Here is a 24,720-nt window from a genome sequence, read left to right on the forward strand (position 1 = left end):
GAATCCCTGCAGCCCCGTCCAACTATCGGATTGCGCGTCGGCATAGGTGATGGATCGATTCCCCAGGCAGACCTATCTTTAGCATTTCTAAAGCGAACTGCTTACTTTTAGGCAGGTGAATTGACCCTAAACCCAACCTACGGATGAGCATGAACCTTTCTGCGTTTCTATTGGTATTGCTTTTACCTGCATTTTCATCGGTCTCCCAGACGGAAGCTACTGCACCTCCTCCCCTGGTTTTTCCCCGGCATTTTACCCATCCGGGCTTATTACAAAATCAGGAGGATCTGGATTACATGAAGGCAAAAATAGCCTCTGGCGACCCAAAATGGCGAGCCGCTTTCGAGCGCTTGCAGGAGGAAGCTTCCCTGGAATTTCAGCCAGAACCCTTTACCCACGTGGTGAGGGGATCCTATGGACGACAGGGGCAGGGGCATCGCGAGCTGTCCGCTAGCGCCATGGAAGCCTACCGGCATGCCTTGTTATGGTACATCACCGAAAACCGGGAGCACGCGGAAAAAACCATTTCAATACTGGATGCCTGGTCCGAAAGGTTATGGGATTTTGATGAAAACGATGCCAAGTTGCTCGTTGCCCTTACGGGACAACATTTCCTTAACGCTGCCGAATTGATAAAGCATACCTACGATGGATGGAAGGAAGAGGATAGCAAGGAATTTGAGCGGATGATGCTCACCGTTTACTACCCCTACATCCAAGACTTCTTTACGGAAGCAAACGGAAACTGGGACGCTGCCATGATCAATACCATGCTCTGTTTGGGTATTTTCACCGATCGTCCGGAGCTGTTTCAACGAGCCGCCGAACGTTTCTTTTGGGGGCCGAACAATGGGGGCATTACCAAGTACATCTACCCCAACGGTCAGATACAGGAGTCCACCAGGGATTGGCCGCATGTGCAACTGGGCCTTGGAGAATTGGCCAAGGCAGCACAGGTAGCCTGGACGCAGGGCATGGATTTTTATCGCGTGGCAGACCAGCGACTTGCATTGGGCTTTGAATACACCGCTAAATACATGCTGGGAGAAGAAGTTCCCGCATACGGAACCATTTCCCCAAGAGGAAGAGGAGCATTCCGGGATGTGTACGAATCGGTCTACCACCATTACACGCACTTAAAAAATACTCACATGCCCTATACGGAGCTGGCCGTTCAGCATACCCGGCCAACTTCTTCTTGGTACTTTTTAGTTGCGAACAGAGCGCCTGTTCCACAGATTGCTTCCGACTCCGCTCCTCCCCCACTGGCCAATGCCCGCCTCCAAACCGGAGCGACGGAAAACCTCGACTGGAATCCGAAAGCGGGAGACCTGATCGTACGGCCCGGCGAGTCCATTCAAATGGCACTTGATGAAACGTCCGGTACCGGCAGAAAAGTTTGGTTGCAAGAAGGAGTTTACCAGTTGGAAGAAACCCTTCTGGTGCCCGGCGGGGTGCATTTGGAAGGTATGGGAGCAGCAACCGTGTTGATTCTGCAAGCTGGAAAATCAGGGTTGACGGTTGCCAACAGCACTCCGGACATACGGGATGTGGTCATCCGGCACCTGCTGATCGAAGGGGCCGAATCAGTCGACCCCGGAACGGACCCCAACCAGGGACGGAGACACCGTGCCCGGCAATCCGCTTTGCGGAGGGAGGGGTTGGTTTTTTCTGCCAATAGCGAAGGCCAACTCCGAAACATTCGGCTAGAGCACCTTTCCGTTCGGAACTTCACCAAACACGGTGTTTCCATCCAGGGTGCCGAAGATGTAGAAATAATCCGGTGTGACTTCAGTGATAACGGATCCAATGTGGTACCGGGAAGGGGGCTCCATCACAACCTCCACCTTTCGAGAATCAGGAAGGCGACAATCAGTGAAGGCCGCTTCAGCAACTCGCCCTGGGGCAGTGGCATCCATCTTTCATTTAGCAAAGAAGTAATGCTCACCGGAAATGAATCCGCGAGAAACAAACTTCATGGCATCCACCTGACAGAAAGCAGCGCCGTTCAGATCGAAAACAACCTGCTGGAAGGAAACGACCGGCACGGATTGTTTTTAGACAATTGGCTAGACGGAGTGCAGGAGTACGAAGCTAGAGAAAACGTCTATCGAACCAATGGCGAAAATGGGAGCCGCATTCTCGAGGGAAATCATGGCAGGCTGGGATACAACCTGGCGGAAGACAATAAGGCCGACCTGCCGCATGGAAAATCCACGAATGCGTTTTACCAAAATTTCGAAAAAATCTACGCTCTTCTAGAATTCGAATCCAGCCCCTGGGTACAGGGTATACAGCCGACGGAAAACCCAATCCTTGCTGCCCGACGCATGCTGCACCATTTCCGGGGAAGACGCGAGGTAAACCACCCCCTTGGCCACCAGATTCGCACCGATCCAGCCATCCGGGCCACCGAAAAAGAACTGGAAATCGCTCAAAATGCCCTGGCCCATCGCATGGTAGGGCAACCCGCCTACCCTCCTTTTTTCGTAGGTGAAGACATTGACTGGGCCAGCCGACCGGTTGCCGATAACGAATGGGTCTGGCAGTTGAATCGTATGACATTTTGGGATGCCATGGGTAAGGCCTATCGGCAAACGGGAGACGAGAAATACGCTCGGGAATGGGCCAGTCAACTGATGGACTGGGTGGAAAAAAACCCGAGAGACGAAGACCATCGCTATGCCTGGAGATCCATCGAAACAGGGATCAGGGGACACCGTTGGACCAATAGTTTCCACTATTTTATCGACTCCCCCTATTTTACGCCAGAAGTTCTGCTCAGCTTTTTGGCTGCACTGCACGAACATGCCGATTTTCTCATGACCCAATACAGCAAGGGGAGCAACTGGGCCTTAATGGAAGCAGAGGGATTGGCATTTATTGCGATCACCTTCCCCGAATTTAAAGAAGCAGACAAATGGTTGAATGAGGCAATTCGCCGGCTCAACACAGAAATTCATCGCCAAGTATATGCGGACGGGCACCAACGGGAACTGGCCTTCGGCTACCACATGGGCAGCATTGGCTGGTTTTTACGGACCTATAAGCTTGCCGAAATGAACGGAAAAAGCCATTTGTTTACAGATGCCTACCTGTCCATGATCGAAAAAATGGCCGAAGTCCCCATGAAACTAGCCTTTCCAGACGGTACCACGCCGCAGTTTGGCGATGCCTGGACCGGAAACCCGGGGCAGTATTACGATCGGCTGGAAGAATGGGCAGCAATGTTTGACCGACCTGATTTTCAATACATAGCGACAGAAGGTCAAGAAGGAGAGAAACCTGCGGCGACTGCTTTTGCCTTTCCGCAGAGCGGGCTCTATTCCATGCGGAGCAGTTGGGACCCGGAAGCCATTTGCCTGGTGCTGAAATGCGGACCCAACGGGGGCGGTCACAGCCAGCCGGATAACGGGACCTTCGAACTGTACGCTGGTGGAAGAAACCTCACTCCCGACTCGGGAAGTTTTATCTATAGCGGAGATCCGGAAGGGCGTGCCTGGTTTCGACAAAGCCGGGTGCATCAAACGCTTACCCTTGACGGGGAAAACATTGCCTATGCCCCGCGCTTGCTCCTATGGCAGCCTGGTGATAAACACGATCTATTGGTCGTAGAAAATCAAAATTACGAGGGACTCGCACACCGACGCGCTGTCATCTTTTTTGATCATTCCTTTTTTATCCTTATCGATGAGGCCATTGGCAAGGCTGTCGGAACGCTTGACCTTAATTTTCAATTGGCTCCCGGCCCGGTACGTTTAGATAAGAAAAATCTGACAGCAACCACTCAATTTGACAACGGATACAACCTACAAATCCGGTCTTTGGGCCAGCAGGGGCTACGCCTGGAAGAGGCAGAAGGGCAGGTATCCTTTGTCTATACCAAAAAAGAACCACGAGCAGCTTTTTCCTTCCGAAAGAAACTGGAAAACCGGTCCAGCGGAGCACGCTTTCTTTCGCTACTTGTTCCCTTTCAAGGCAATCTTCCAAAGATAACCGCACATCTCCAGGGAAATCCCCGGGTGGGTTCCCGGAAAATACGCCTTACCGTCATCTATGAGGGCACCGAAGAAACCATCACGTATGAATTACCAAAATAACATGCATCCCATGACTTCCGTAGATAGATTTCCACCCCGCCGGATACGTTTCTTATGCTTTTTGCTGCTGCTGGCAGGTAGTATAGGTGCTGCATATCCAGGTTTGGCCCAGATACCTGTACATCATGCTTTTCACCTCCGCCAATCCACCTGGGAGGAAACCGATGTGGCAAGGGAAAACCTGTTGGAGGTCATTGAGGCTGCCTGTGCTGTCATGTCGGCGCAGCAAGACAGCTCCGGAGCCATCATTGACCCCTACCTGCAGCGGGAACACCAATACAGCACGCCTTATTTCGCGTTTGCCGTTGGGGTCTTGTTGGATGCCGGGGTAGGAAGCGACCTAAAAGAAGCAGGAATAATGGCAATGGAGCACAGCACACTGAATTTCTCGAAAGGGACAAAATCCATTCCGGATGAGCACGGGGAATTTTTTATTAGCCCCCTGACCCATGCATTGGATAGCTATAAGAATCACATCCCTGAACAACAATACGAGGAATGGAAAAGGAGAATGGAAACACCTTTGCGTGCCGTATTGCAAAATTTTGATGGCCGTATCAATAATTGGCGGACCTATGCCATGAAAGGCGAATGGAGCCGGGCCAAAAAGGGCTTGGCTGAGAAAAGCTACGCTACCGAATTTATAGAAAAAGCCTGGAATCAGTACAGCCAACGGATACGTATCGTAAACGACCGATGGAACTTATACCAGGATTGGAGTAGCGATCCGCAATCGCTGGCAGTAGAAGCGGTGGGAAGGGGGAATTTGATAGGCCTTGCCATGGAGGGATACGACGGTCCCTCCTCCGCCGAAATTCTGACAGCAGTGAAGAACGGTACGCATACCAGTCTTTTTATGCAGGCACCGGATGGACAGGCTCCCCCCAATGGGCGGACAGATAACCACATATTCAACGATGTGCTGTACCAGTTGGCTTTTGAGACAATGGCAGAGGAAGCCTGGAAGCAAGGAAACGCACGGTTGGCCGGCCAATACCGACGGGCGGCTAACCTGGCCTTTAAAAGTATTTTGAGATGGCAGCGCAGCGATACACCCTGGAAGGGTTCGTTTTTCATTACGAAAAATCATTTTGAACCCGGTGATCGAATTGGGTACCAGCCGGCCAGCCAATGGGGAAATTACACCGGTGCCATCGTACAGCACCTGGCCGAGGCCTACCTAACCCGGCAATCTGACATACCGGAAGTTCCCAGCCCGGCAGAAATCGGAGGATACGCCTTTGAAACAGATGATCGCTTTGGTGCCTTTTTTGCCAATGCTGCCGGCTTTCAGGTGATGGTGAATCTTCGTGGGGCGAGCGTCCCAAAATACGGCCTGAGCTGGACACCCCTGGGTGCCGTTCGCCTGATCCGGGAGGGCTGGGACGGACGACTGGGGCCTGCCGATGGAGAGCACGACCTGAAAAGGGGCAATACTTTTGACCTGATTACCAGTAGCGGTGACCGGGTGGATCGGTACCGTCCCCAGTCTGGAGTTTCCTTCGGACCGGAATGGATGGAACGCGGGCATTGGGTGCGGCTCGCAGACCTGCCCGCCAATTACCAGGGAGAGGCAGAAGTACACTTCGTCCATCCCTTATTGGTGCGATTTACCATTCATTACAGCTACGTGACCGGAAGAGGGGGACCTTTTTTTAGTCAGGAGTTTATACTGACGCCAACGCTGCTGGTAACCCGGCTGAAAAGTGCCCAGAACATTCCCTTTGGTCTCACCGTCCCACTACTTGAAAACGACGGGCGCCCACTCCTCACCCAAATTACCGACGACATGGCCTTTACCGGGTATTCCGATCGGGGAGACCGGCAGTACTTTATTGGCTTAAATGAGGACCTTCGGATCGATACTACCGCCCGATCCATACAAAGTACCTATGGCTGGCTGAAACCTCTTCGGTTTGAAACGAACGAAACGTCAACCGACCTGCTGGTATATCCTAAAAAGCCCGGGGAACTGGATGCCACTGCGCTGAGGCAGGGATTCCGGTGGACGGAAAACGGATTTGAAACGCCCCTGGGACGGGTTGGAGCATTCCATTATATCGGAGATAAACTAGCCGGAGGCAAAGGGAAATCCATGGACCTGGATGGGGACGGAACAGCGGAGGTAGTTTTCGACAAACCCTGCCTGTTTATCCTGCAACTTGAACAAGGCATTGTACAGGCGGTGGAAACCGATCGGGAAGTAGTCCTGCAATACGGCGGGAAATCCTTCCAGCTCTCCGGATACCGCCCGCTACAGATAAATTGAAAAGAGGACGAATAATTCCTCAGATCCTGGGGCTAAGTCAAACATTCCGGGTAAATTTGAGTTCCTGATCAAGACCACCGTCAAATCATACGCATGAAAAACGCAACCTTGCGCATCTTTTTTTTCTTTTGCCTGTTGTCACTCGTAATTGCTTGCACCAGCAAGCTCGATACAGGGTCCATCGATATTTCAAATTGGAAAAAAGACCGCAACGGTTGTCTGGGCTTGCGCATCCAGGACCTGGAGGAACTACGTGAAATAAAGAACAGTTTTCTGGCCAGTTACAACCAGGAACTCATCAAGACCTTTGGCCGGCCAGACCGGGTGGTGTTGGTAGACAAGAGCCAGAGCTTCTTCATTTACTTTTTGGAGCCTTCGGATGAATGTGGATTAAAACCAGAAAAAGAACCCCTGAAGGTCCTTTTTCGCCTTAATGCCGTGAGTAAAGTAAGTGAAGTCACGATCACCTATCTCAATCCATGAAACAGAGTGCGGCTGCACCCAAGGTTCCCGCGTCGTTTTCGAGCGTAGCCCGTTGCATCTTTATATCGGATAAGTAGTAGGGACTCAAATATTGGTGAACCGTTTTGTCCATTGAAGGCATGATGTAGGGCAGCGCTGCAGATATTCCCCCGCCAAAATAGATCTCGTTGACATCCAGAATACGAACGGTAGAAACGATGGCTTCTCCGAGGATTTCTCCCACTTCGGCGAATGTTTTAAGTGCGACCGGGTTGCCTTCTCCAGCAGCTCCGACCAATACATGCATGCCCAACTCCTCTTCAGCCAATTTTCCCGCCTCATCAGGAAATGCGTCCAGCATTCGGGCTGCGATTTTTAGGATACCATTTCGTCCAATCAGGGGTTCCAAACGGCTGTTTCCTCTCGATAGCATGTGCCCCATTTCCATGGCATTGCCCCGAACTCCTTTAAACACTTCCCCATCCAATATCAATGCACTGCCAATACCGGTTCCCAGAGTGATGAACAGGTAATCCTCAGAGGTCTGTCCTTTTCCAAAATGCAACTCCCCTACTGCTGCCGCGCTGGCATCGTTTTCCAGGTGGAAGATGATCTCCGGGTATTTTTCAATCAACGCATTTTTCAAATTGAATCCATTTAACTCAGAGATGGCAGGAATTTCCAGGGTCGTGGTCCGGTCCTTGCTGACCAATCCGGGCAGGCCAATTCCTACGTGGCGCACTTCGGGAAACTTTGCCAGGTATTTTCCCACCACCTCTACAAATGCCAGGTTAAACCCCGAGGGGTGATCGCGAAGGGAAGCGGTGGCCTCTTTTGCAAACTGAAGGATTTGGCCCTTGGTATCCACCAGTCCAATTTTTACATGCGTGCCCCCTACGTCTATGCCTAAAAAGTTTTCCGTTGTTTTATCCATAGTATCTGCGAATCAAGTAGTTGTTTATTGTTAGGGCCCGAAAAACGACCGCTCGTCTGCGAACTCCGGGCAAAACCGGCCTAAAGCCATCGGGTAAAAATAATGGTTTTTCCGTGAATTTCTCGAAACAGAAGCAGGAATGGGAAAAATAAAGCCTTTGTTGGTTTCAAACCGAATAAATCCCATCTTCTTTGATGAGGATTTTTTTCTTCTTGTACAATTGACCGATACACTGCTTGAACTGCTTCTTACTCATGCCTAATTCTTCCCGGATCTGTTCCGGGTCGGATTTGTCCGATAGTGGAAGAAAACCGCTCTCCTGTACCCTTCGAAGAATGTAGTCCGCCCCTTCTTCGTATTTTTGTCTTCCCACTGGACTGAGTTGAAGGTCAATCTTTCCATCGGCCCGCAGCTTTTTAACAAAAGCCCGAACCAATTCCCCGATTTCAACTGGCTGAAAAACCTCGTTTTCGTAAATCAGTCCCTCGTAAAAATCCTGTATCAACACCTTGTAGCCGAGCGCTGTCCGATCAAAAACCAGTGCCTCTACTTCCTGTCCTACGGCAAACTTACTGGTATCCGACAGTAAAAAATCCTCGTATTTGGATACCCCTACAAGGCGATTGGTCCGGTGATCCAGGCAAACCATGGCCAATACCCGATCACCCTTCCTGACTTTCTCACGCATTTCCGAATTTGGAAGGAAAAGGTCCTTCTCCAATCCCCAATCCAAAAAAGCACCGATCGGTGTCAAATCCTTGACTTCCATCACCGCAAACTGATCAAGCAGTGCCAGGGGGCGGTCGGTTACCGCCACGGGGCGGTCTTCGCTATCGGTATATACAAAGACCTCTACTTCATCTCCCTCCTTTTCGTCCCCCTTGAGGTAGCGTTTTGGCAGCAATACTTCGGCAGAATCACTCAGCTGCAAATAGGCACCGTTCTCGGTAAAACGGTTAATGGGAAGGGTGCTGATTAGTCCTAATTCTTTCATACTTTCTGTTTTACACCACCGGCGGATGCCGTGGATCACCGCACAAATGTAGTCATTTTAGCGAATTCCAACGCCACCTGCCCTATGGTCGAACGAGCCCATGCCGGCAGCCTATTCCCAAAAGGAGCTCAATAACTCAGGCAAACGGACAGAAACGAAAAACCGGCAGGTATTGCACACCGTTTTCTGAAAAATCAATTCAAATTCTTTAAAAGTCCGATAATTTTTACCCTCAAAACCAAATGTAAACTTATTTTGGTTTTCTTTGTGTTCCGTACACCAATTGACCAAAGCCAACCTTTTCCATGGAATCCATTATTTACGCCATCAACGATATTATCTGGAGCAATGCCTTGATCGTCCTTTGCCTGGGAGCCGGGATCTATTTCTCCATCGTCACCAAATTTCTACAGGTCCGGTATTTTCGGGAAATGATACAGTTACTTTTTGGAGGCGAGTCCTCCGATAGGGGGGTGAGTTCTTTCCAGGCCTTTGCCATTGCCATCTCCGGAAGGGTGGGAACGGGAAACATTGCAGGGGTGGCTACGGCGATTGCCATGGGTGGACCGGGAGCCATTTTTTGGATGTGGATCATTGCCTTTCTGGGAAGTGCATCTGCCTTTATCGAGGCCACCTTGGGGCAGTTGTTCAAAGAAATCAAGGGGGGACAATACCGGGGTGGGCCGGCATTTTACATAGAAAAAGGATTGGGTATCCGTTGGTACGCCATGTTGTTTGCGTTTGCGACCATCCTTAGCACGGCCTTTTTCCTTCCCGGAGTACAAAGCAATAGCATTGCTTTGAGCGTGGAAAATGCGTTTCAGGTTCCGCCCTGGATTACTGGGCTGGTGATTTGTTTTTTCCTGGCTCTGATCATTTTTGGGGGTGTCAAGCGTATTGGCAAGGTGGCGCAGATTGTGGTTCCTTTTATGGCAGCGGCTTACATCCTGATGGCCGTAATCATCATGGCCTTGAACATTACCGAAATTCCCGGAGTCATCAAATTAATCATCCGTTCGGCTTTCAACATGGAAGCCACTTTCGGAGGGATTTTCGGAATGGCCATTTCCTGGGGGATCAAGCGAGGCATCTATAGCAACGAAGCCGGGCAGGGAACGGCCCCACACGCGGCGGCGGCGGCAGAAGTTAGTCACCCGGTAAAACAAGGTCTCGTGCAGGCCTTTTCGGTCTATGTGGATACCTTGTTCATTTGTACCGCTACCGCTTTCATGATTCTTTTTACCGGACAGTACAACGTGATGGATCCCGAGGGAGGGTTTATTGTGGAAAACCTACCCGGCGTGCCCATCGGACCCGAATTTACGCAATTTGCCATTAGCGAGCATTTTCCGAACCTGGGGCCGGGATTTATCGCCGTTTCCCTCGCCTTTTTTGCCTTCACTACCATCATGGCCTATTACTACATTGCGGAAACCAATTTGAGTTTTCTTCAGCGGGACCAAAACCGACAGTGGCCTTTGTTTCTGCTACGGGCCTTGATTTTAATCGCTACTTTCTACGGGACGATCCGTACCGCGGCACTGGCCTGGACACTGGGTGATATCGGCGTGGGCATGATGGCCTGGTTAAATATCATTGCCATTTTCCTACTGCGAAAACCGGCCATGGATGCCCTGAAAGACTACGTAGCACAACGGAAGAAAGGGCTGGACCCTACCTTTAATTCCGATAGCCTTAACCTGAAAAATACCGAGGCCTGGGATAAAATTGACTGACCGGAAAAGCTTTTCTCTCAGGGAGTCCAAAAGCTGCCCGGGAATATGCAGCAAGTTTTACAGGTAAGCTCGTAAAGGATCGCATAATTTTCTTATCTTTTTAATCGTTATCAGACAATAAACGATTTAGCATGCAACAAACCCAAAACTTACCGACTCCCGGAGCTCTTGTACTCTTACCGGTGGTGTACATGGTCTGGTCCGAAACCCTGATTGACGGTCAGGAAAACCAACCCTTTTTAAACTTTCTCTCTCGGGCGGACTGGCTTAGCGATGAAGATAAAGCCTTTTTGAAAGAAAAACTCGACCCGGGATCCCCACCCGACCGCCAGGAAATGGAGTTCTGGTGGGAGACCATTCACGCAGCCGCGGAAGATTCCAAGAACTATCCCAACCTGGTATCACTCGGCATCGAACTTCTGAAGAAAGCCCGTCCCGAGTCTTTGTATTCTTTTCCCCTAGAACAGGCCGAGCGTGAGTTGGCCCAACTTGAAAAAGATCTGGGCATCCTGGGACAAGCCGCCGCCCTTAGTTTTAAGTCTGCACATAGCAACGTTTCGACCCAATACGAAACCCGGGAGGACTTTGCCGTTCGCGCACTCACCGAACTGCTGGACGGCTCGAGGAAACCCTTGATCGACTCCTTGAAGGACTACCTGGCGACGAAGGATTTTGCCTATATCGAACCGGATGACTTGAAAAAATACCGCAATCAGGTACTTACCTGGTGCCGCCTGCTGGCGAACAAAGGATACGGGTCTATAGGTTATCCCAAGGAATACGGAGGGGAAGGCGACATGGAAGCGTATTTTACCGTAATGGAGACGCTAAGCTACCGGGACTTGAGCATGGTCATTAAGTTTGGCGTGCAATTTGGCCTTTGGGGCATGAGTGTCCTTTCTCTGGGTACCAGGAAACACCACGACAAGTACCTCAAATCCATCGGTACACTGGAGGTTCCGGGTTGCTTTGCCATGACGGAAACCAACCATGGTTTGAACGTGAAAGGAATTGAAACCCGCGCAAGCTACGATCACGAAAGCAAAACCTTTACCATCCATACACCCCATCCGAACGCCAGAAAAGAGTACATCGGCAATGCCGCCCTTCATGGCCGAATGGCCACGGTGTTTGCCAAACTCCTGATTGACGGAAAGGACTATGGCGTCAGTACCTTTCTGGTGCCGCTCCGGGATGAAACAGGCGCCACCCTACCCGGCATTACCATTACCGACTGTGGTCGAAAAATGGGACTTAATGGAGTGGACAACGGATTGATCTCATTCGACAAGGTCGTCATTCCCAAAGAGAACATGTTGGATCGTTTTTCTTCGGTCGATGCAGACGGGAATTTCCAGAGCCCCATCGCCAGCGATAACAAGCGTTTTTTTACCATGTTGGGCACCCTCGTTGGGGGTAGAATTGGCATTCCCCGATCGGCACTGGCAGCTGCCAAGTCCGGATTGACAATCGCCATTCGGTACGGGGACCGGAGAAAACAGTTTGGCCCTGAAGGGGGCGATGAAATCCCGATTCTGAACTACCGCATGCATCAGCGTCGGCTGATTCCCCTGCTTGCAAAAACCTACGCCTGCCACTTTGCAATGGAATACGTCACCGATCGATTTCTAAAGCGACAGGAGGAGGAAATGCAGGAAATTGAGGCCCTGGCAGCCGGAATGAAAGCCTACGTGACCTGGCACACTACTGCTACCCTGCAGGAATGCCGGGAAGCATGCGGTGGAAAAGGATATTTGTCCGAAAACCGAATCGACGCCCTTAAAAACGACACGGACATCTACACCACCTTCGAAGGAGATAATACCGTTCTCATGCAACTGGTCGCAAAAAGTCGATTAAGTGCCTACAAGGAGCAGTTTGAAAACATGAATCTGTTCACGATCATTAACTACGTCGCCTCCAAAACCAAAACCTCCCTCACGGAAAAAAACCCACTGATCATCCGTAATACGGATGAAAGCCATCTGATGGACCCCGATTTCCACCTGAGCGCCTTTGATTATCGGGAAAACAGCATTTTGGATGCCGCTGCCAGGCGTTTAAAACGCCTAATGGACGAAGGAATGGACCCCTTCGATGCGGTAAACGTTTCTCAGCATCACCTTATAAATGTGGGGCAAGCGTACATTGAGCGCGTGATCCTGGAAAAGTTTATGGCAAAAGTCAACCAAACCCCAGATCCTGCCATCCAATCGGTGCTCAAGAAGTTATGCAGCTTGTTTGCCCTGTACCAACTGGAAAGCCATAAGGGATGGTACCTGGAGCAGGGCTACATGGAGGGGGTAAAAACCAAGGCAATCCGAAAGATGGTCAACCAACTGTGCTGGGAGATCCGTAAGGATGCGGTACCACTGGTTAACGCATTTGCCATACCTGATGCCTGTCTGGCAGCGCCGATCGCGTTGTAAGGAATCGAATCGAAGAAGGTATCGCAGTACCGGCTATTTCCCTGCTGCGGTCTATCCAAAGAAAAGTCCTTACCTACCTGTCCAAACATCCGGCTATCGCGGACACACTACCGAAAGATTCAGAAACAGTCGCGAGGGAGATAGGCAGCAAAACTCCTTTTCCTGTGGCGGTTCATGTTCGATTCGAAGACGACCGAAAAGCCAGGCCCGGGGCTATTGAACCTCCGGGCCTTTCCAGTAGAAGTATTTGGTATAAGGTGATTATTGCCGCTTTAATCCGTTGTGATACTGCCCCACCAATCCGGATTGGGTTCCCAATCCTCCCGTAGAAAATCCAGCCGTTGCTTTTCCAGCCGAGGCAGTAGCACCTGTTCCATTTCTTCTAACCGCTTGTTGTACAAAGTTCGATCGAATTCGGGGTCGGGTACGGGTAAAGCAGCTTGCCTTTTTTCCAGGTACCTGCTAAGCAAGGCGGTAAGTCGGGCGTGAACGGCTGGATTCTCCTGGGACAGTTCCTCCGTTTCGAAAGGATCATTTGGAATGTGATACAGCTCCTCGTGCCCGTCTTCAAAGTAGCGAATCAGCTTCCAGTCTCCTCTGCGGACCATAGCGGACGGAACCCCTCCCTGGTTGCCATAATGAGGGTAATGCCAGAAAATGGCCCGTTCCGGGGGAGTTTCTCCGTTCAGCAGCGGAGCCAAACTCATCCCTTCTATTTCCTGGACAGGGTCCGTTTCCAAACCGGCCAATTCAACCAATGTGGGGAAAAAATCTGCACCTACCACCGGATAATCTATCGTCTTACCGGCAGGTTTTCCGGGAACTTTGATCAGATAGGGCACGCGAATTCCTCCCTCCCAGTGCTGGCCCTTGCCGCCCTTTACCAGAAGGTTAGTCGTTGCGAACGCGTCACCTGCCACCACTCCCCCATTGTCCGAAGTAAATACCACGATGGTGCGTTCATCCAGCCCCAGGCTTTGAAGGCGCTCTAGAACAATTCCCACGGCGTCGTCTACAGAGGCCACCAATCCGGCATAATTGGGATTATCCTGAACGGTCCGGAAAGGTAATTTTTCACCCATTTCAAATCCCTTCTCACGAATTCCCATGGATTCGGCTTTCTGCCGGTACTTCGCCCACCGCTCTTTACTGGTTTGCACCGGCGCATGGACGGCGTAAAAGGACATAAATGCGAAAAAGGGCTGCTCCTTGCTGTTCGTAATGAAATCGGCTACTTCCCTTCCCAACCGGAGGGTGAGGTTTTCCCCATCCGGACCGTCCACAATTTTCGGATTTTTATAGGGCGAAAAAAAACCACCGGCAGGTGACCCCTTGTCCCAACCTGCCACATTCGCATCGAATCCGTGGTCCTCCGGATAGCTGCCCTCTCCTCCCAGGTGCCATTTGCCGGCAAAGAACGTGCGGTAACCGTTTTGCCCAAATGCCTCGGCAATTGTCGTTGCATCGGCCGGAAGCTGGTGCCGGTACTCCGCCGGCAGCATGGGATCGTGTCGCTGATGGGTCCGCCAGTCTGTACCTGTTTTTGCACCAATCCAGTCGGTAATGCCGTGACTTGCGGTAAACTGGCCCGTCATGATGCTAGCTCTGGCGGGACTACACACCCTGCTTCCCGAATAGCCATGGATAAACTGAAAGCTTTGACTAGCCAATCGGTCCAGATGAGGGGTCTCGTGAAAGGGAGAACCAGAAAAACCCAAATCCGCGTAACCCAGATCGTCCACCAAAATAAAGAGTACGTTGGGTGGTTTTTGCGCTTCCGGCTTGCAGGCAAAAAACACGGATAGAAACAAGGCAAGTGAAAGAATACCGTTCGTTTTTTTCATGGAATAGATGCTATGGATTAGTTTTCGAGTTCTTGTGCGTAGAGTTTAAATACCGGATTGGGACGGTGGCTGGACTCCATCAGCGCCTTAAACGCTGCTACCCGCTCTGGATAGCGAGTCGCCAGATTCATTTGCTCCCCCGGATCTTCGGCAAGGTTGTACAATTCGATGGGTGGATTCGGATCGGCATTCAAATTGACACGGATGGCTTTCCAATCTCCCTTTCGAATCGCCTGTTTACCACCCTGCTCTATGAACTCCCAATAGAGGTACGGGTGTTGGGCTTGCGCTTTCTTTTTTCCCAACAGTGTGGGTGCGAACGAAATACCATCGGTATTGTCAGGTACTTTCGCTCCGGTCAGGTCCCCGATCGTAGCAAACATGTCCCAAAACGCAGAGGGATGATCACTTAGGCCGGGCGCTATTTTTCCTGGCCAATTGGCAATCATGGGAACCCGGATGCCTCCTTCGTACAAGTCCCGCTTGTGTCCCCTGTACGGTCCGTTACTGTCAAAGAATTCCGGATCCGCTCCCCCTTCGAGGTGCGGGCCATTGTCGGAAGTGAACACCACCAGGGTATTTTCGCGCAAACCCAAGTCTTCCAGTTTATCCAGTATTTCTCCTACCTGCTGGTCCAACAGTTCCACCATGGCCACAAAAGCTGCCCGGGGATTTTCCTGGGACATGTAGCCTCCGATTTTGTAGGTCGGCCCTTCATCCACCCCTTTATACGGTGTTTCCTCAAACCGCCCCAGGTGCTTTGCCATCTCTTCCTCCGGCGCAATCAACTCCGCATGGGGAATGATACTGGGAACATAGAGAAAGAAGGGTCGGTCCTGGTAATCCTCGATAAACTTCAAGGTCTGCTCGTGAATCAAATCCGGTGCGTAAACACCGAGATTGGTTCCGGCGTTTTCTTCCAGCACCACCGAGTCCTGGTTGTGCCAAAGGTGGTAGGGGTAATAATTGTGCCCCATGCGCTGGCAATTGTACCCGTAAAAAACATCCACCCCTTGCTTGTTGGGGTCTCCTTCCGAACCGGGGTAGCCCAAGCCCCATTTGCCAAAAGCACCGGTAGTGTACCCGGCAGCTTTAAGGGATTCGAATAGCGTAAAAACCGAATCAGGCAAAGGATATTGCCCTTCGGGTTGAATTTCATAATTGCCCCGGACCGGCGCGTGGCCGGTATGAAGTCCCGAAACGAGGGTACTTCGGGAAGGCGCGCAAACCGTAGATCCGGAATAATGGTCGGTGAAAAACATTCCTGTTTCGGCCAATTTATCGAGATTAGGCGTCTTAATGTAGGCCTGTCCGGTAAATCCCAAATCCCCATAGCCCAGGTCATCGGCCAGGATGTATACGATGTTGGGCGTCGCCGCGGCAGAGACGTCGTTTTTTACTATTTGCTCGTTGGGCTTGGTTGAACAGGCAAAAGATACAAGCAAGAGTAGACTGCAAAAACTAGTAGTAGTAGTACGCATGACTGGTTAGATTAGAAACGTAAACCGCGACAAATTACCGATAAATTCCACAAAAGAAAAAGCGGTCCCCGAGAAGCCAGGTGGTACCTGGGTAGAATTTGGCCGACCTCCAACGCATTATCTACCCATTGGAGGTACATCATTTCACATCAAACCCGGTTACTTGTCGGTGAAACCTTACGAATTTAGACGAATAAAGCAGGAATCACCGACTCGCATCAGCGTGCCAGGAAGTTTTGATGGTTCTTTACTTCGTTCGCATAGCGGATCAAGCTGAGCGATTCCCAGGCGGTAAAGGAAAGTATACTGATCAATGCTTCGGCAGGGGGATCATTCATTAGTGCGGTCAATTCAGGGACACAAGAAGCCAGGTTTGCCACAAACTTCCTTTTACTATCTAACTTGTCCGAATGGGGGTCTGCCATTTCCAGCGCAAATACGGTAATAAAAAGTGCTGCATGTAACCCTCCAAAAACGGTCATGGCCACTCCTGAAAACGTATCCAACGCGGTCGAATTTCCATCTAGCTTGTCGGAAGCAGCGATTCCTTCCAGCACTACCGGAAAAAACTGAGCTACCCATATGACTACCTCCGTTTCGGCAGCCCGTGGGTCTGGATTGGCTTTCAGGGCAAACGTACTGCCCAGAGGGAATTGAGTAAGCTGAAAGACGCCATTAAAAGCGAATGCAACCCGTTTTAATACCAGCGAAGGTCTTTTATTTCCGCTTAGGATGGTGTTGAAAATGCCACTGATCGCAATAAAACTGAGAAAGCAGCCTCCCAGTCCTAAGGAAGCCTTTTGTTGGATGGCTAATTGCCGCTCCCTCTCTGCCTGTTCGGGGGAAATTGGCTGCTGATGAGACACAAGGACGTTCCGATAGCTGGAAAGCTTCTCGCCGTGAAAGGGGCCCCGCTCAGATCCCGTGGCCAGCTTGTAAGTTAGGGTAGTAGGGATTGCTCCTAATAGCGCGGAAAGGCTGTAGAGAGTAAGCTGGGAGTAAACGCCATCTTTCTTTTTTGTGATGACTTGCTCATAAAGCCGGGTCAGTAAGGGTATATCCACTCGGTAAGCCAGCATTTTATCCAGCTCTTCGAGCAACCGGGCGAGCTGATCAAAAAACCATTCGATTCCTGCCGCCATCAAATCAAAAAGACTAGATGCAATGGTTTCAAATAAATCGATCAATCGGTCCAGGATTACCTCCCTGCTGAAATCGGTTCCCGAGAACAGGTGCAGGTTACTGAGAGAGCCGTTGATATGGTCTACTTGGCTCGGATTGTCCCTGTGTATTCTATCTAGTTGTTGGTCGGACTGACCAGGATCCAGAGCCCGACCCTCATCTCCGTCCAAAGAAGCATGCTGCCCATGAGACGCTATCATGTGTTGGATATAGGAACCCTTTATACTGGATCGCTGTACGGGGACCGAGTCTTCCCTAATAGACGACTTGTGTTGGTTGGTATTGGACTTCAGGTTTTCCAGCCAGTCATGAGTTTCTCCTTTAGCCCTTTCTACCCAGGCAAGCGTTTTGGTTTTGGTATCCGTTAGATTAGCACGGGCCGATGTCATCACCGACTTCAACAGATTTTCAGTAAACTCCTGGGTCTCCAGGATATCCTCCCAATCAAAAAGTACCTTGACAAAATTAATGGCTCCTTCTAAGGTGGCGCCCACTTGGGCAAGCACACCTTTGACCGCCTCTACGGCATGCTGTACAGTATGTATGGCAAAAGCGGTTACTTTATTGGCGGCATCCGTGATGTAAATCACGGCCACCCGGATGGTTTCCTTGACCGATTCATACACTTGTTCTACGGTGTGTACGACAAAACCAGCAGCCTCTTTGATTAAAGTAAAAAGATCGAATTGACTTCGTTCTCGACTTTCCTGATCAATTGCGGCAAGCAAATCCGCATACGGTGTGGGTACAACGCCTCTTTTCCTACCATCCACGGAAGTAAGCAATAAGCGGGTAAACTTATCGGCGTACCGAAGATTATCAGTCAGGGCAAAATACCGGGTACGGTGTCCCGGAGACGTTGCCCTCACGGTGAAATTATTGGAACCTGTTTTTTCGAAGCGCCAACTGGGCATTTGATTGACCGAAAGAGAACGGCTGATGCTGTTTTGCCCTGCCCCTACGGCGTACCCGGCAATCACGTCGGACTGTGAATCATAGGACCACGGAGAAACCTTAGCATTTTCGTACATCCGCTTGTCAGGAGGCGTGACGACTTCCCGTAACCGATCTTGCACCGGACGCTCAACGGGCGTATTGCTCTGTGGGTTTTTTTCGGTGGCTACTCCCATTAAGTGACGAATGGCCTGTGCCACGTGAGGTGCAGACTCCCTTTGTTCCTCAGATACCATCGGCACCGGTTCTCCGCCGGCTTCCATGACTACCTTCTTATGAAGCAGATCTGTCTCCGTTACCTGAGCCAATTGATGGTGGGCCTGTCGGTCAGGGAAAATCAGTAGTGCATGATCAGCAGACATAAAAGGAGCTGTAATCCTTAAAACAGGTGCAATCAAATCCTCAGCCGCGAGCGCAAAGCTGATGCTGCCCCGCGAATTAGTGGTCAATGCCTGGGACTCCCCGATTGCGATGGCCTTCGCCTCTGTCTTTTTGGACTCGTCGATGAGTAAATCTACCGCCTGAAAAGGATTGTTCGGTTCTGCCTGTACGCTAACCGATAAATCAATTCCCGTCATTGGACGGTCAGATTCATTATAAGCGGTCACCATGACCCGGTAGGCATTCCGCTCGGTGATTTGCCCCTCGTCGAAGTGATAATCTTCAATAAGACTGACCTGAGCAACCAGATAGGGAGAGTCCAGGGGCTCGAGGTCTATGCCCGACAGTCGATTAAACTCGGGTTGGTCGACGGGAAATGCATGCCGCTTTTCACTCGAGGTATCCCTGCCGAGCGAGTTTTCAAAAGCCCAGCGGCCAATAAGGCCAAATTCACTTCCCATAAGGAAACGGTACATTCGGTGCCGAATTTCCCCTAACGGCAGAGCTCGATTCCACAGACGAATCTCCGCAAGTTCTCCTTCCATAGAGGATTCTTCAGCCTCTGTACCGCCGAACTCTAGGTACAGTTGGTTTAGGGAAGGCAAAATGGATGGATCAGGCATCGTTTCAGACAGCACCTCCTGACCATCCAGGTAGGCATTGATTGACATGCCGGAAAAAGTGATGGCAATGTGGTGCCAGTCACTGAGATCTGTCAGGCCCTGCTTCAAGGTAAAACGATCCGGTTGAGTGGTATTCGTGTTGTAAATGAGTAGGTCAATTGCTCCACTTGCGCGAGCTAGCGAAAAAATTACCGAATTATCGGCCATTGTTCCTGTACGTCCAACGCAGAGGTATCCGTCTGCAGTACTTCTTGTCCAGCATTCCAGACTAAGCTCTATCCCGTCAATACCACTGTAGGGAAGCGTTCGCATGCCACCTTTTCCGGGACATATCTGTAGCGCATGCATCGCCCCGCTGGCAGAAAGCAAGGAGTAGGTTACCTGCTGATTCAACAGGGGAAAATACATTGGCTTGTTACCGCTTAATATCTCCTGCACGCCCGTCGCCTCCCGGGAATTGTAATACATCAGATACGGATCATTGGAATCTGGCACCACCCCACGTGCAAATCCAGCTATTTCGTCAGCCGACAAGGGCCGGGACCAAAAACGCAACTCGACCAAATCGCCGGTAAAAACTGTACCTTCGGCATCGTTAGCTTGCTGCGCACCCAAAATAAACGGCTGATTTGCAATCACCCCGTCGATGACATAATTTACCGGGGAATTGGGGCCTGGCTGGCCATTCAGATAGCAGCAGGTGGTTCCCGCGGTGGCATCTTCTACGAGGACTACGTGGTTCCAGGATCCCGTGCCCAGATCCAGTCCAAAACTAATGCTTCCCAAACGAAGACTTGAGGGGTCTTGGAGCACCCATTCGCTTCCCCCGTCGTTGGGCGCATCCGAAGTGGATACATCGCCGTAGCTGATCAGTACTCCCCTCTCCTGCTGCCGGCAACGAATCCAGAAGGCAACGCTACGATCGCTCGTAGGAAACTGGGAAAAGGAGCGCTCAAAAACTATCACCGGATGGTTATCTGTACGAATTTTCTCCTTGGCAGGACAGTCTGGTTGCACCGTATTCAGCCATATCCCTCTCCGCCTATCGTAATGCAACTCATCCAGTGGCAAATTCATGAAAAGATTGGACGAATCTGGTATCTCTCCCAGGGCATCAACGTTGATCGCATGTGCCGAAAGCGTTTTCCGGTAGATGTGGAGTTCGCTCATGCATCCCCGGGCTTCCCGAAGGTCACCGAACCTGCCATCCTGAGATACGTCTGGTGCCGCATTCCCCAGGTATAGGGGTCCCATGGAGAGCAGTCGCATTGGGCGGTTATTGCCATTTAATAATTGAACCGTTTTCGATCCCAATAATACCGCATTCACGTAACAACTGATGGTATACCCCTGCGCAGTTTGATGGAAGGCAGCTGCGATGTGATGGGATTGATTTCCATCGAACAAGGGATAGGTATCAATGTTAAAACGTTGGTTGGCTACTACGAAATTAAATTGAATATTTCTCGAGCTAACTTGAATATCTAGAAAGGTTTCGGTATCCTCATAGCTGCTACCGGTATCGTAATTACCGTAGAACAAGCGGGTGGGTTCCTTGGTCCAGAAAGAAAGCGTGAACGAATCCAAAGGAAAATCTTGCAATTCTGCAACAAGAAATATCTCGCCGCCAAGCTCTGAAATCGGTTTATTTGGCATGAGTCTGTTTTGGTTATTAGTAAAGATATCCGTAAAGGGTCGGTTCCTAGGGAGAGACCGATGGTGTGATAAGCAGCGTAAATCGCTAAATGAAGTTAATTCCGCCGCCCCGAGCGTTAATCACGATCTATAAATAGATCCAATTTGATCCGGGTGTGTTCGAAATAAATGGTTTACACCTACATTATATGGATAAAATATATAAAAACCTATTATATTTTTGATTTCTAACAGAATATCCAAAATTAATTCTTTCGTAGGCTAGGGAATGATAGTAAAAATGCTCACCGAAATCCAAAAGATACCCTTGCCTGCCAGGGAATTCCCGGCAGTGAAATCCATTCCCTCGAAGACTTGACACCATCCATCCGAATGCAGCAGCTGGCGCTCGCGTTTCTCAGGGTGTACCGGTCAACGAGAAACAGGGGATACCTACCTAATCCGCGTAAACAAAACTTGCGCCAACGGATACAATTGAAGCGTTTAGACCTGTACTGCGCCAATAATTGGAGTAATCGATCGTTAGTCCCTTCAATCCCAATCTCCAAAGACGGGCCGATGTAAAAACATCAACGTATTTCATGCCGAATCCAATCTGATTGGAGTGGTAGCCGGAGAGATCAAAATCTGACGTGTAGTACCTATCGGTGGACAGTAGCTGCTCAAAAGGGGCAAAATAGGTCGCCGCTGCCTGGTTATAAAAACGATAGCTAGGGTAGAAAGTCAGGTATTGCCCAAGCTTAACGGCCAATTCCATGTTTATCGTGTGTGACTGAATTCCCCAATCGTCGCGGTAATACCGGTAATAACTACGCACGACCAGAAATTCATTCAGGTACTGATTGAGTCTGATCCCGATGGGAAGTTTGAGCCGGGTCTCCGGAAGTCGTTCGATATCGTCTGCTAATTGAAAAACTTCCTGATTGGTAGCGTCTGTATAAAACGGTATACTTTCACCATTGCCGATATAAAAGTTATCCTTGTCTGCAAAATAAACACGCTGCATGGGGTTAGCCAACCATCCAGTTTGGTAGGTGATATCCGAAAAAACTGAAAGCTGGGTTGTCTTGGTAAGAATTTGGGAAAAGGCAGCGGATACGGTAAAGGTATTTCGTTTCGTATCGCCTACCAGCCCGGTATTGGCAGGTTTCCAGGCATCGGCCGCATATTTGTCGATTGCATGGCCATTTTGGTCCAAAATGGCTACACCTTCAAAAAAGTCTGCATTTAAGTCCCCTTGTTCGTTTACATAGGTCTTTATCTCCGTTGGATATTGCGGTCGCCAATGGTCCAAATAAACCCCGGCATTCAAACTCAATTCGGTGTTTTTTTGGTTAAATAACCGAACAAGTCCCATTCCTGCTCCAAGTGAGCTGTAATCGTACTCATTTGCAAAACTCAGGTTGGCGGAATAGATGGAGTTTCGGTCCTCCGATGCGTGACTGTAGCTGGCGGTCATTGCTGCCCAGGTGTCTTGCCTTGAGGCACCGGAGGAAGCGACCCAGGGAGTGCCTGTGGTTTCCCCAGTCCGGTTCCCCCGATCTTCATAGCCCTCGTCTTCGTCATCATCCTCTTCGCCTCGGGAGGCGCCAGAAAAGGGATTTAGGTTACTGGAAGACGCAGAGGTATAGGCAGAAACGGTGCCATTTATCCGCAATACATCGTCATCATTCAGTGGAATGGCGACAAAAATATCGGTAGCAAAGTCGCTTAGTTGTTCTGTTCCGATGCCACCGGTTACGGCCGCATTTTTTCCATCCTGTCGGTAATAACTGCTAAGCATATCGATTTCCACCGATTCGAGAACGCGCTTTTTAAAGACGGTGACACTGTCTTTCTTACCTTGCGCCAGGAGCAAACAGGGTAGGCCCCAGAAGAAAAGGAAACCGACTAATTTCATCTTTACTTGTTTTTCAATTACAACCACAGCCACCCCCTGATTTCCCCCCATTTGCACCCGATGCACCTTCTCGATACACTTGAAAACTGGTTTCAAATTTTTTTGCTTTTCTATCCACCAATTCCATATCCGGGTCATTGATCGTCACTTTTTCGTACGATTTAACAGCTACACATGCTTGTAATCCGAACAGGATCAATGCGGCAAAAAGGACCTTATTTTTCATTGATTCGAATGTGTTTTGATTTGTGAACCGCGCCCTGGTCGTCGATAATGATACAGGCGACCTGTGGCAGCTGATCAATGCGGTCGATTCCTACCTCTTTTCCCATGACAAACACGGAAGTGGCCAACGCATCCGCCAGTTCGGCACTCGGAGCAAATACTGTCACGCTGATAATTCCGGTGGCAGGATATCCCGTTTGAGGATTGATGATATGAGCATACCGTACCTTGTCGAACTCAACAAACCTTTCGTAATCCCCGCTGGTGACGACAGCACCCTGTCTGAGCGGTAGTTCAGCAAACGCTTTGTTTTTGTTCATGGGATTTGTAATCGCCACCATCCAATCGCTGCCATCGGGCTGTTTGCCCCAGGTATTCATGTCTCCAGAGGCATTGATGATGCCGGCCACCGCTCCATTGGCCATCAATAATTCTTTGGCCTTGTCCGCCGCGTATCCCTTACCAATGGCACCAAAGCCTATTTTCATTCCTTTTTGACTGAGAAAAACGGTTTGCTTTTTGGTATCCAAGATGATTTTTTTGTAGCCAACCTTTTCTACCGATTTTTTTACCACTTCCGGAGCAGGCATGCGCACCATGCTCCCATCAAACTTCCAGATGTTGTCCATGGAGGCATAACTGATATCAAAAGCTCCATCGGTAAGCTCCGATAAGGCAATGGATCTTTCGATCAATTCCATCAATTCCCGGTCCACCCGTACCGGCGCTATGCCGGCATTTGCGTTGATTGCTGATGTTTGAGAATTGGGATCCCAGGAGGAAATCAATCGTTCGATTCGTGCAATTTCTCCGATGGCCATGTCCAGGTAGGCATTGCCAGCGATGTCATTCGCCGCAACCACTGTCAAATCGAAACGACTTCCCATCAATAGAACCCTGCGATGCAGCATTTGCTGAGCACCGGCTGCATCAGCCCCAAACACCAGCAGGAATAAGAAAAGCAGGCATCTCATGGTGGAACGATCAGAAACTATTTAAATGCCCGATATACTCCTGCGGACTCATTTTTTTATATCCCGTTTCTCCCATCACCTGACCGTGATCGTCCAATACGACTACCAAAGGAAAAAAACCCTTGGAATTGTATTTTTCAGCCAATTCCCCATTCTTCCTTGCTTGCGCTTCTGGTAATTGATTGGCCTTTTTTCTAGGAAAATCGGCCCGCAGCATCACATAGTTTTCTTTCGCATAGGCTTGAAATTCAGCTGATTCCCATATTTCCTTTTCCAGTTTTATACAGGGTGCACACCAGTCCGAACCTGAAAAAACCAAAATAATTTTCTTTCCTGTTTCCTGTGCCTCTATTTGTGCTTGGTTCAGGTCCAAATGCCAATCCTGTGCTTGTGTGAGCGTGACGTGCACCACAAGCAAAAGCGTCACCATGTATTTCCAGTTTTTTTTCATTTTGTTTATCATCGATTTTGAGTTGCCCTAACTGTTTCCCTGCCGAAGGGCGGGAGGTTCCATCGTGTGAAGCTGGCCGGCCTGTCGCAGGCAAAGCCCGATTTCTGCTCGTCAATCCGTTTAAA

The 24,720-nt window shown here is 50.1% G+C and carries 14 protein-coding genes; 5 read left to right on the forward strand and 9 right to left on the reverse strand.

What is annotated here, in order from left to right:
• The first annotated feature begins 143 nt into the window (after window positions 1-143).
• From ABWH99_RS15020 to ABWH99_RS15030, 3 genes are all read left to right on the forward strand, one after another.
• Window positions 144-4,100: a heparinase II/III family protein gene (locus tag ABWH99_RS15020; RefSeq protein ID WP_375582665.1), complete on the forward strand. Its 3,957-nt coding sequence runs from the start codon at window positions 144-146 to the stop codon at window positions 4,098-4,100.
• Entirely contained in the window at window positions 4,084-6,369 is a 2,286-nt protein-coding gene (locus tag ABWH99_RS15025; protein ID WP_375582666.1) for a hypothetical protein, read from the forward strand. The genes ABWH99_RS15020 and ABWH99_RS15025 overlap by 17 nt, the downstream gene beginning before the upstream one ends.
• Window positions 6,370-6,462: 93 nt before the next feature.
• A complete protein-coding gene (locus ABWH99_RS15030; protein WP_375582667.1) occupies window positions 6,463-6,852 on the forward strand; it encodes a hypothetical protein in 390 nt (129 codons plus the stop codon).
• Here ABWH99_RS15030 and ABWH99_RS15035 read toward each other — a convergent pair.
• Entirely contained in the window at window positions 6,842-7,765 is a 924-nt protein-coding gene (locus ABWH99_RS15035; RefSeq protein WP_375582668.1) for an ROK family protein, read from the reverse strand. The genes ABWH99_RS15030 and ABWH99_RS15035 overlap by 11 nt on opposite strands.
• A gap of 166 nt (window positions 7,766-7,931) precedes the next feature.
• The gene (locus ABWH99_RS15040; RefSeq protein ID WP_375582669.1) at window positions 7,932-8,759 is read right to left on the reverse strand and encodes a S1 RNA-binding domain-containing protein; all 828 of its coding nucleotides are present in this window, start codon (window positions 8,757-8,759) and stop codon (window positions 7,932-7,934) included.
• Between the two features lie 305 nt (window positions 8,760-9,064).
• On the opposite strand from ABWH99_RS15040, the gene ABWH99_RS15045 reads away from it, so the two are divergent.
• Entirely contained in the window at window positions 9,065-10,495 is a 1,431-nt protein-coding gene (locus ABWH99_RS15045) for an alanine/glycine:cation symporter family protein (RefSeq protein WP_375582670.1), read from the forward strand.
• A 131-nt stretch (window positions 10,496-10,626) separates the two neighbouring features.
• On the forward strand, window positions 10,627-12,924 hold the full coding sequence (locus ABWH99_RS15050; protein ID WP_375582671.1) for an acyl-CoA dehydrogenase: 2,298 nt from the start codon (window positions 10,627-10,629) through the stop codon (window positions 12,922-12,924).
• A gap of 272 nt (window positions 12,925-13,196) precedes the next feature.
• Here the strand turns inward: ABWH99_RS15050 and ABWH99_RS15055 are convergent, their stop codons facing one another.
• The 7 genes from ABWH99_RS15055 to ABWH99_RS15085 all read right to left on the reverse strand — a co-directional run bounded on the left by ABWH99_RS15055 (window position 13,197) and on the right by ABWH99_RS15085 (window position 24,595).
• Window positions 13,197-14,768 carry a sulfatase gene (locus tag ABWH99_RS15055; protein WP_375582672.1) on the reverse strand — a complete coding sequence of 524 codons (1,572 nt, stop codon included), beginning with the start codon at window positions 14,766-14,768 and terminating at the stop codon, window positions 13,197-13,199.
• A gap of 17 nt (window positions 14,769-14,785) precedes the next feature.
• Window positions 14,786-16,249: an arylsulfatase gene (locus tag ABWH99_RS15060; RefSeq protein WP_375582673.1), complete on the reverse strand. Its 1,464-nt coding sequence runs from the start codon at window positions 16,247-16,249 to the stop codon at window positions 14,786-14,788.
• 218 nt (window positions 16,250-16,467) lie between these two features.
• On the reverse strand, window positions 16,468-21,045 hold the full coding sequence (locus ABWH99_RS15065) for a LamG-like jellyroll fold domain-containing protein (protein ID WP_375582674.1): 4,578 nt from the start codon (window positions 21,043-21,045) through the stop codon (window positions 16,468-16,470).
• A 436-nt stretch (window positions 21,046-21,481) separates the two neighbouring features.
• Window positions 21,482-22,945: a DUF3570 domain-containing protein gene (locus tag ABWH99_RS15070; RefSeq protein WP_375582675.1), complete on the reverse strand. Its 1,464-nt coding sequence runs from the start codon at window positions 22,943-22,945 to the stop codon at window positions 21,482-21,484.
• Window positions 22,946-22,958: 13 nt separating this feature from the next.
• Window positions 22,959-23,171: a DUF4266 domain-containing protein gene (locus tag ABWH99_RS15075; protein ID WP_375582676.1), complete on the reverse strand. Its 213-nt coding sequence runs from the start codon at window positions 23,169-23,171 to the stop codon at window positions 22,959-22,961.
• Window positions 23,161-24,144, reverse strand: a complete 984-nt coding sequence (locus ABWH99_RS15080; protein WP_375582677.1) for an FAD:protein FMN transferase — start codon at window positions 24,142-24,144, stop codon at window positions 23,161-23,163. The genes ABWH99_RS15075 and ABWH99_RS15080 overlap by 11 nt, the downstream gene beginning before the upstream one ends.
• A gap of 10 nt (window positions 24,145-24,154) precedes the next feature.
• On the reverse strand, window positions 24,155-24,595 hold the full coding sequence (locus ABWH99_RS15085) for a thioredoxin family protein (RefSeq protein ID WP_375582678.1): 441 nt from the start codon (window positions 24,593-24,595) through the stop codon (window positions 24,155-24,157).
• Between the last annotated feature and the right edge of the window lie 125 nt (window positions 24,596-24,720).

Origin of the sequence: Cyclobacterium xiamenense, assembly GCF_042140265.1 — a bacterium.
Classification (GTDB): domain Bacteria; phylum Bacteroidota; class Bacteroidia; order Cytophagales; family Cyclobacteriaceae; genus Cyclobacterium; species Cyclobacterium xiamenense_A.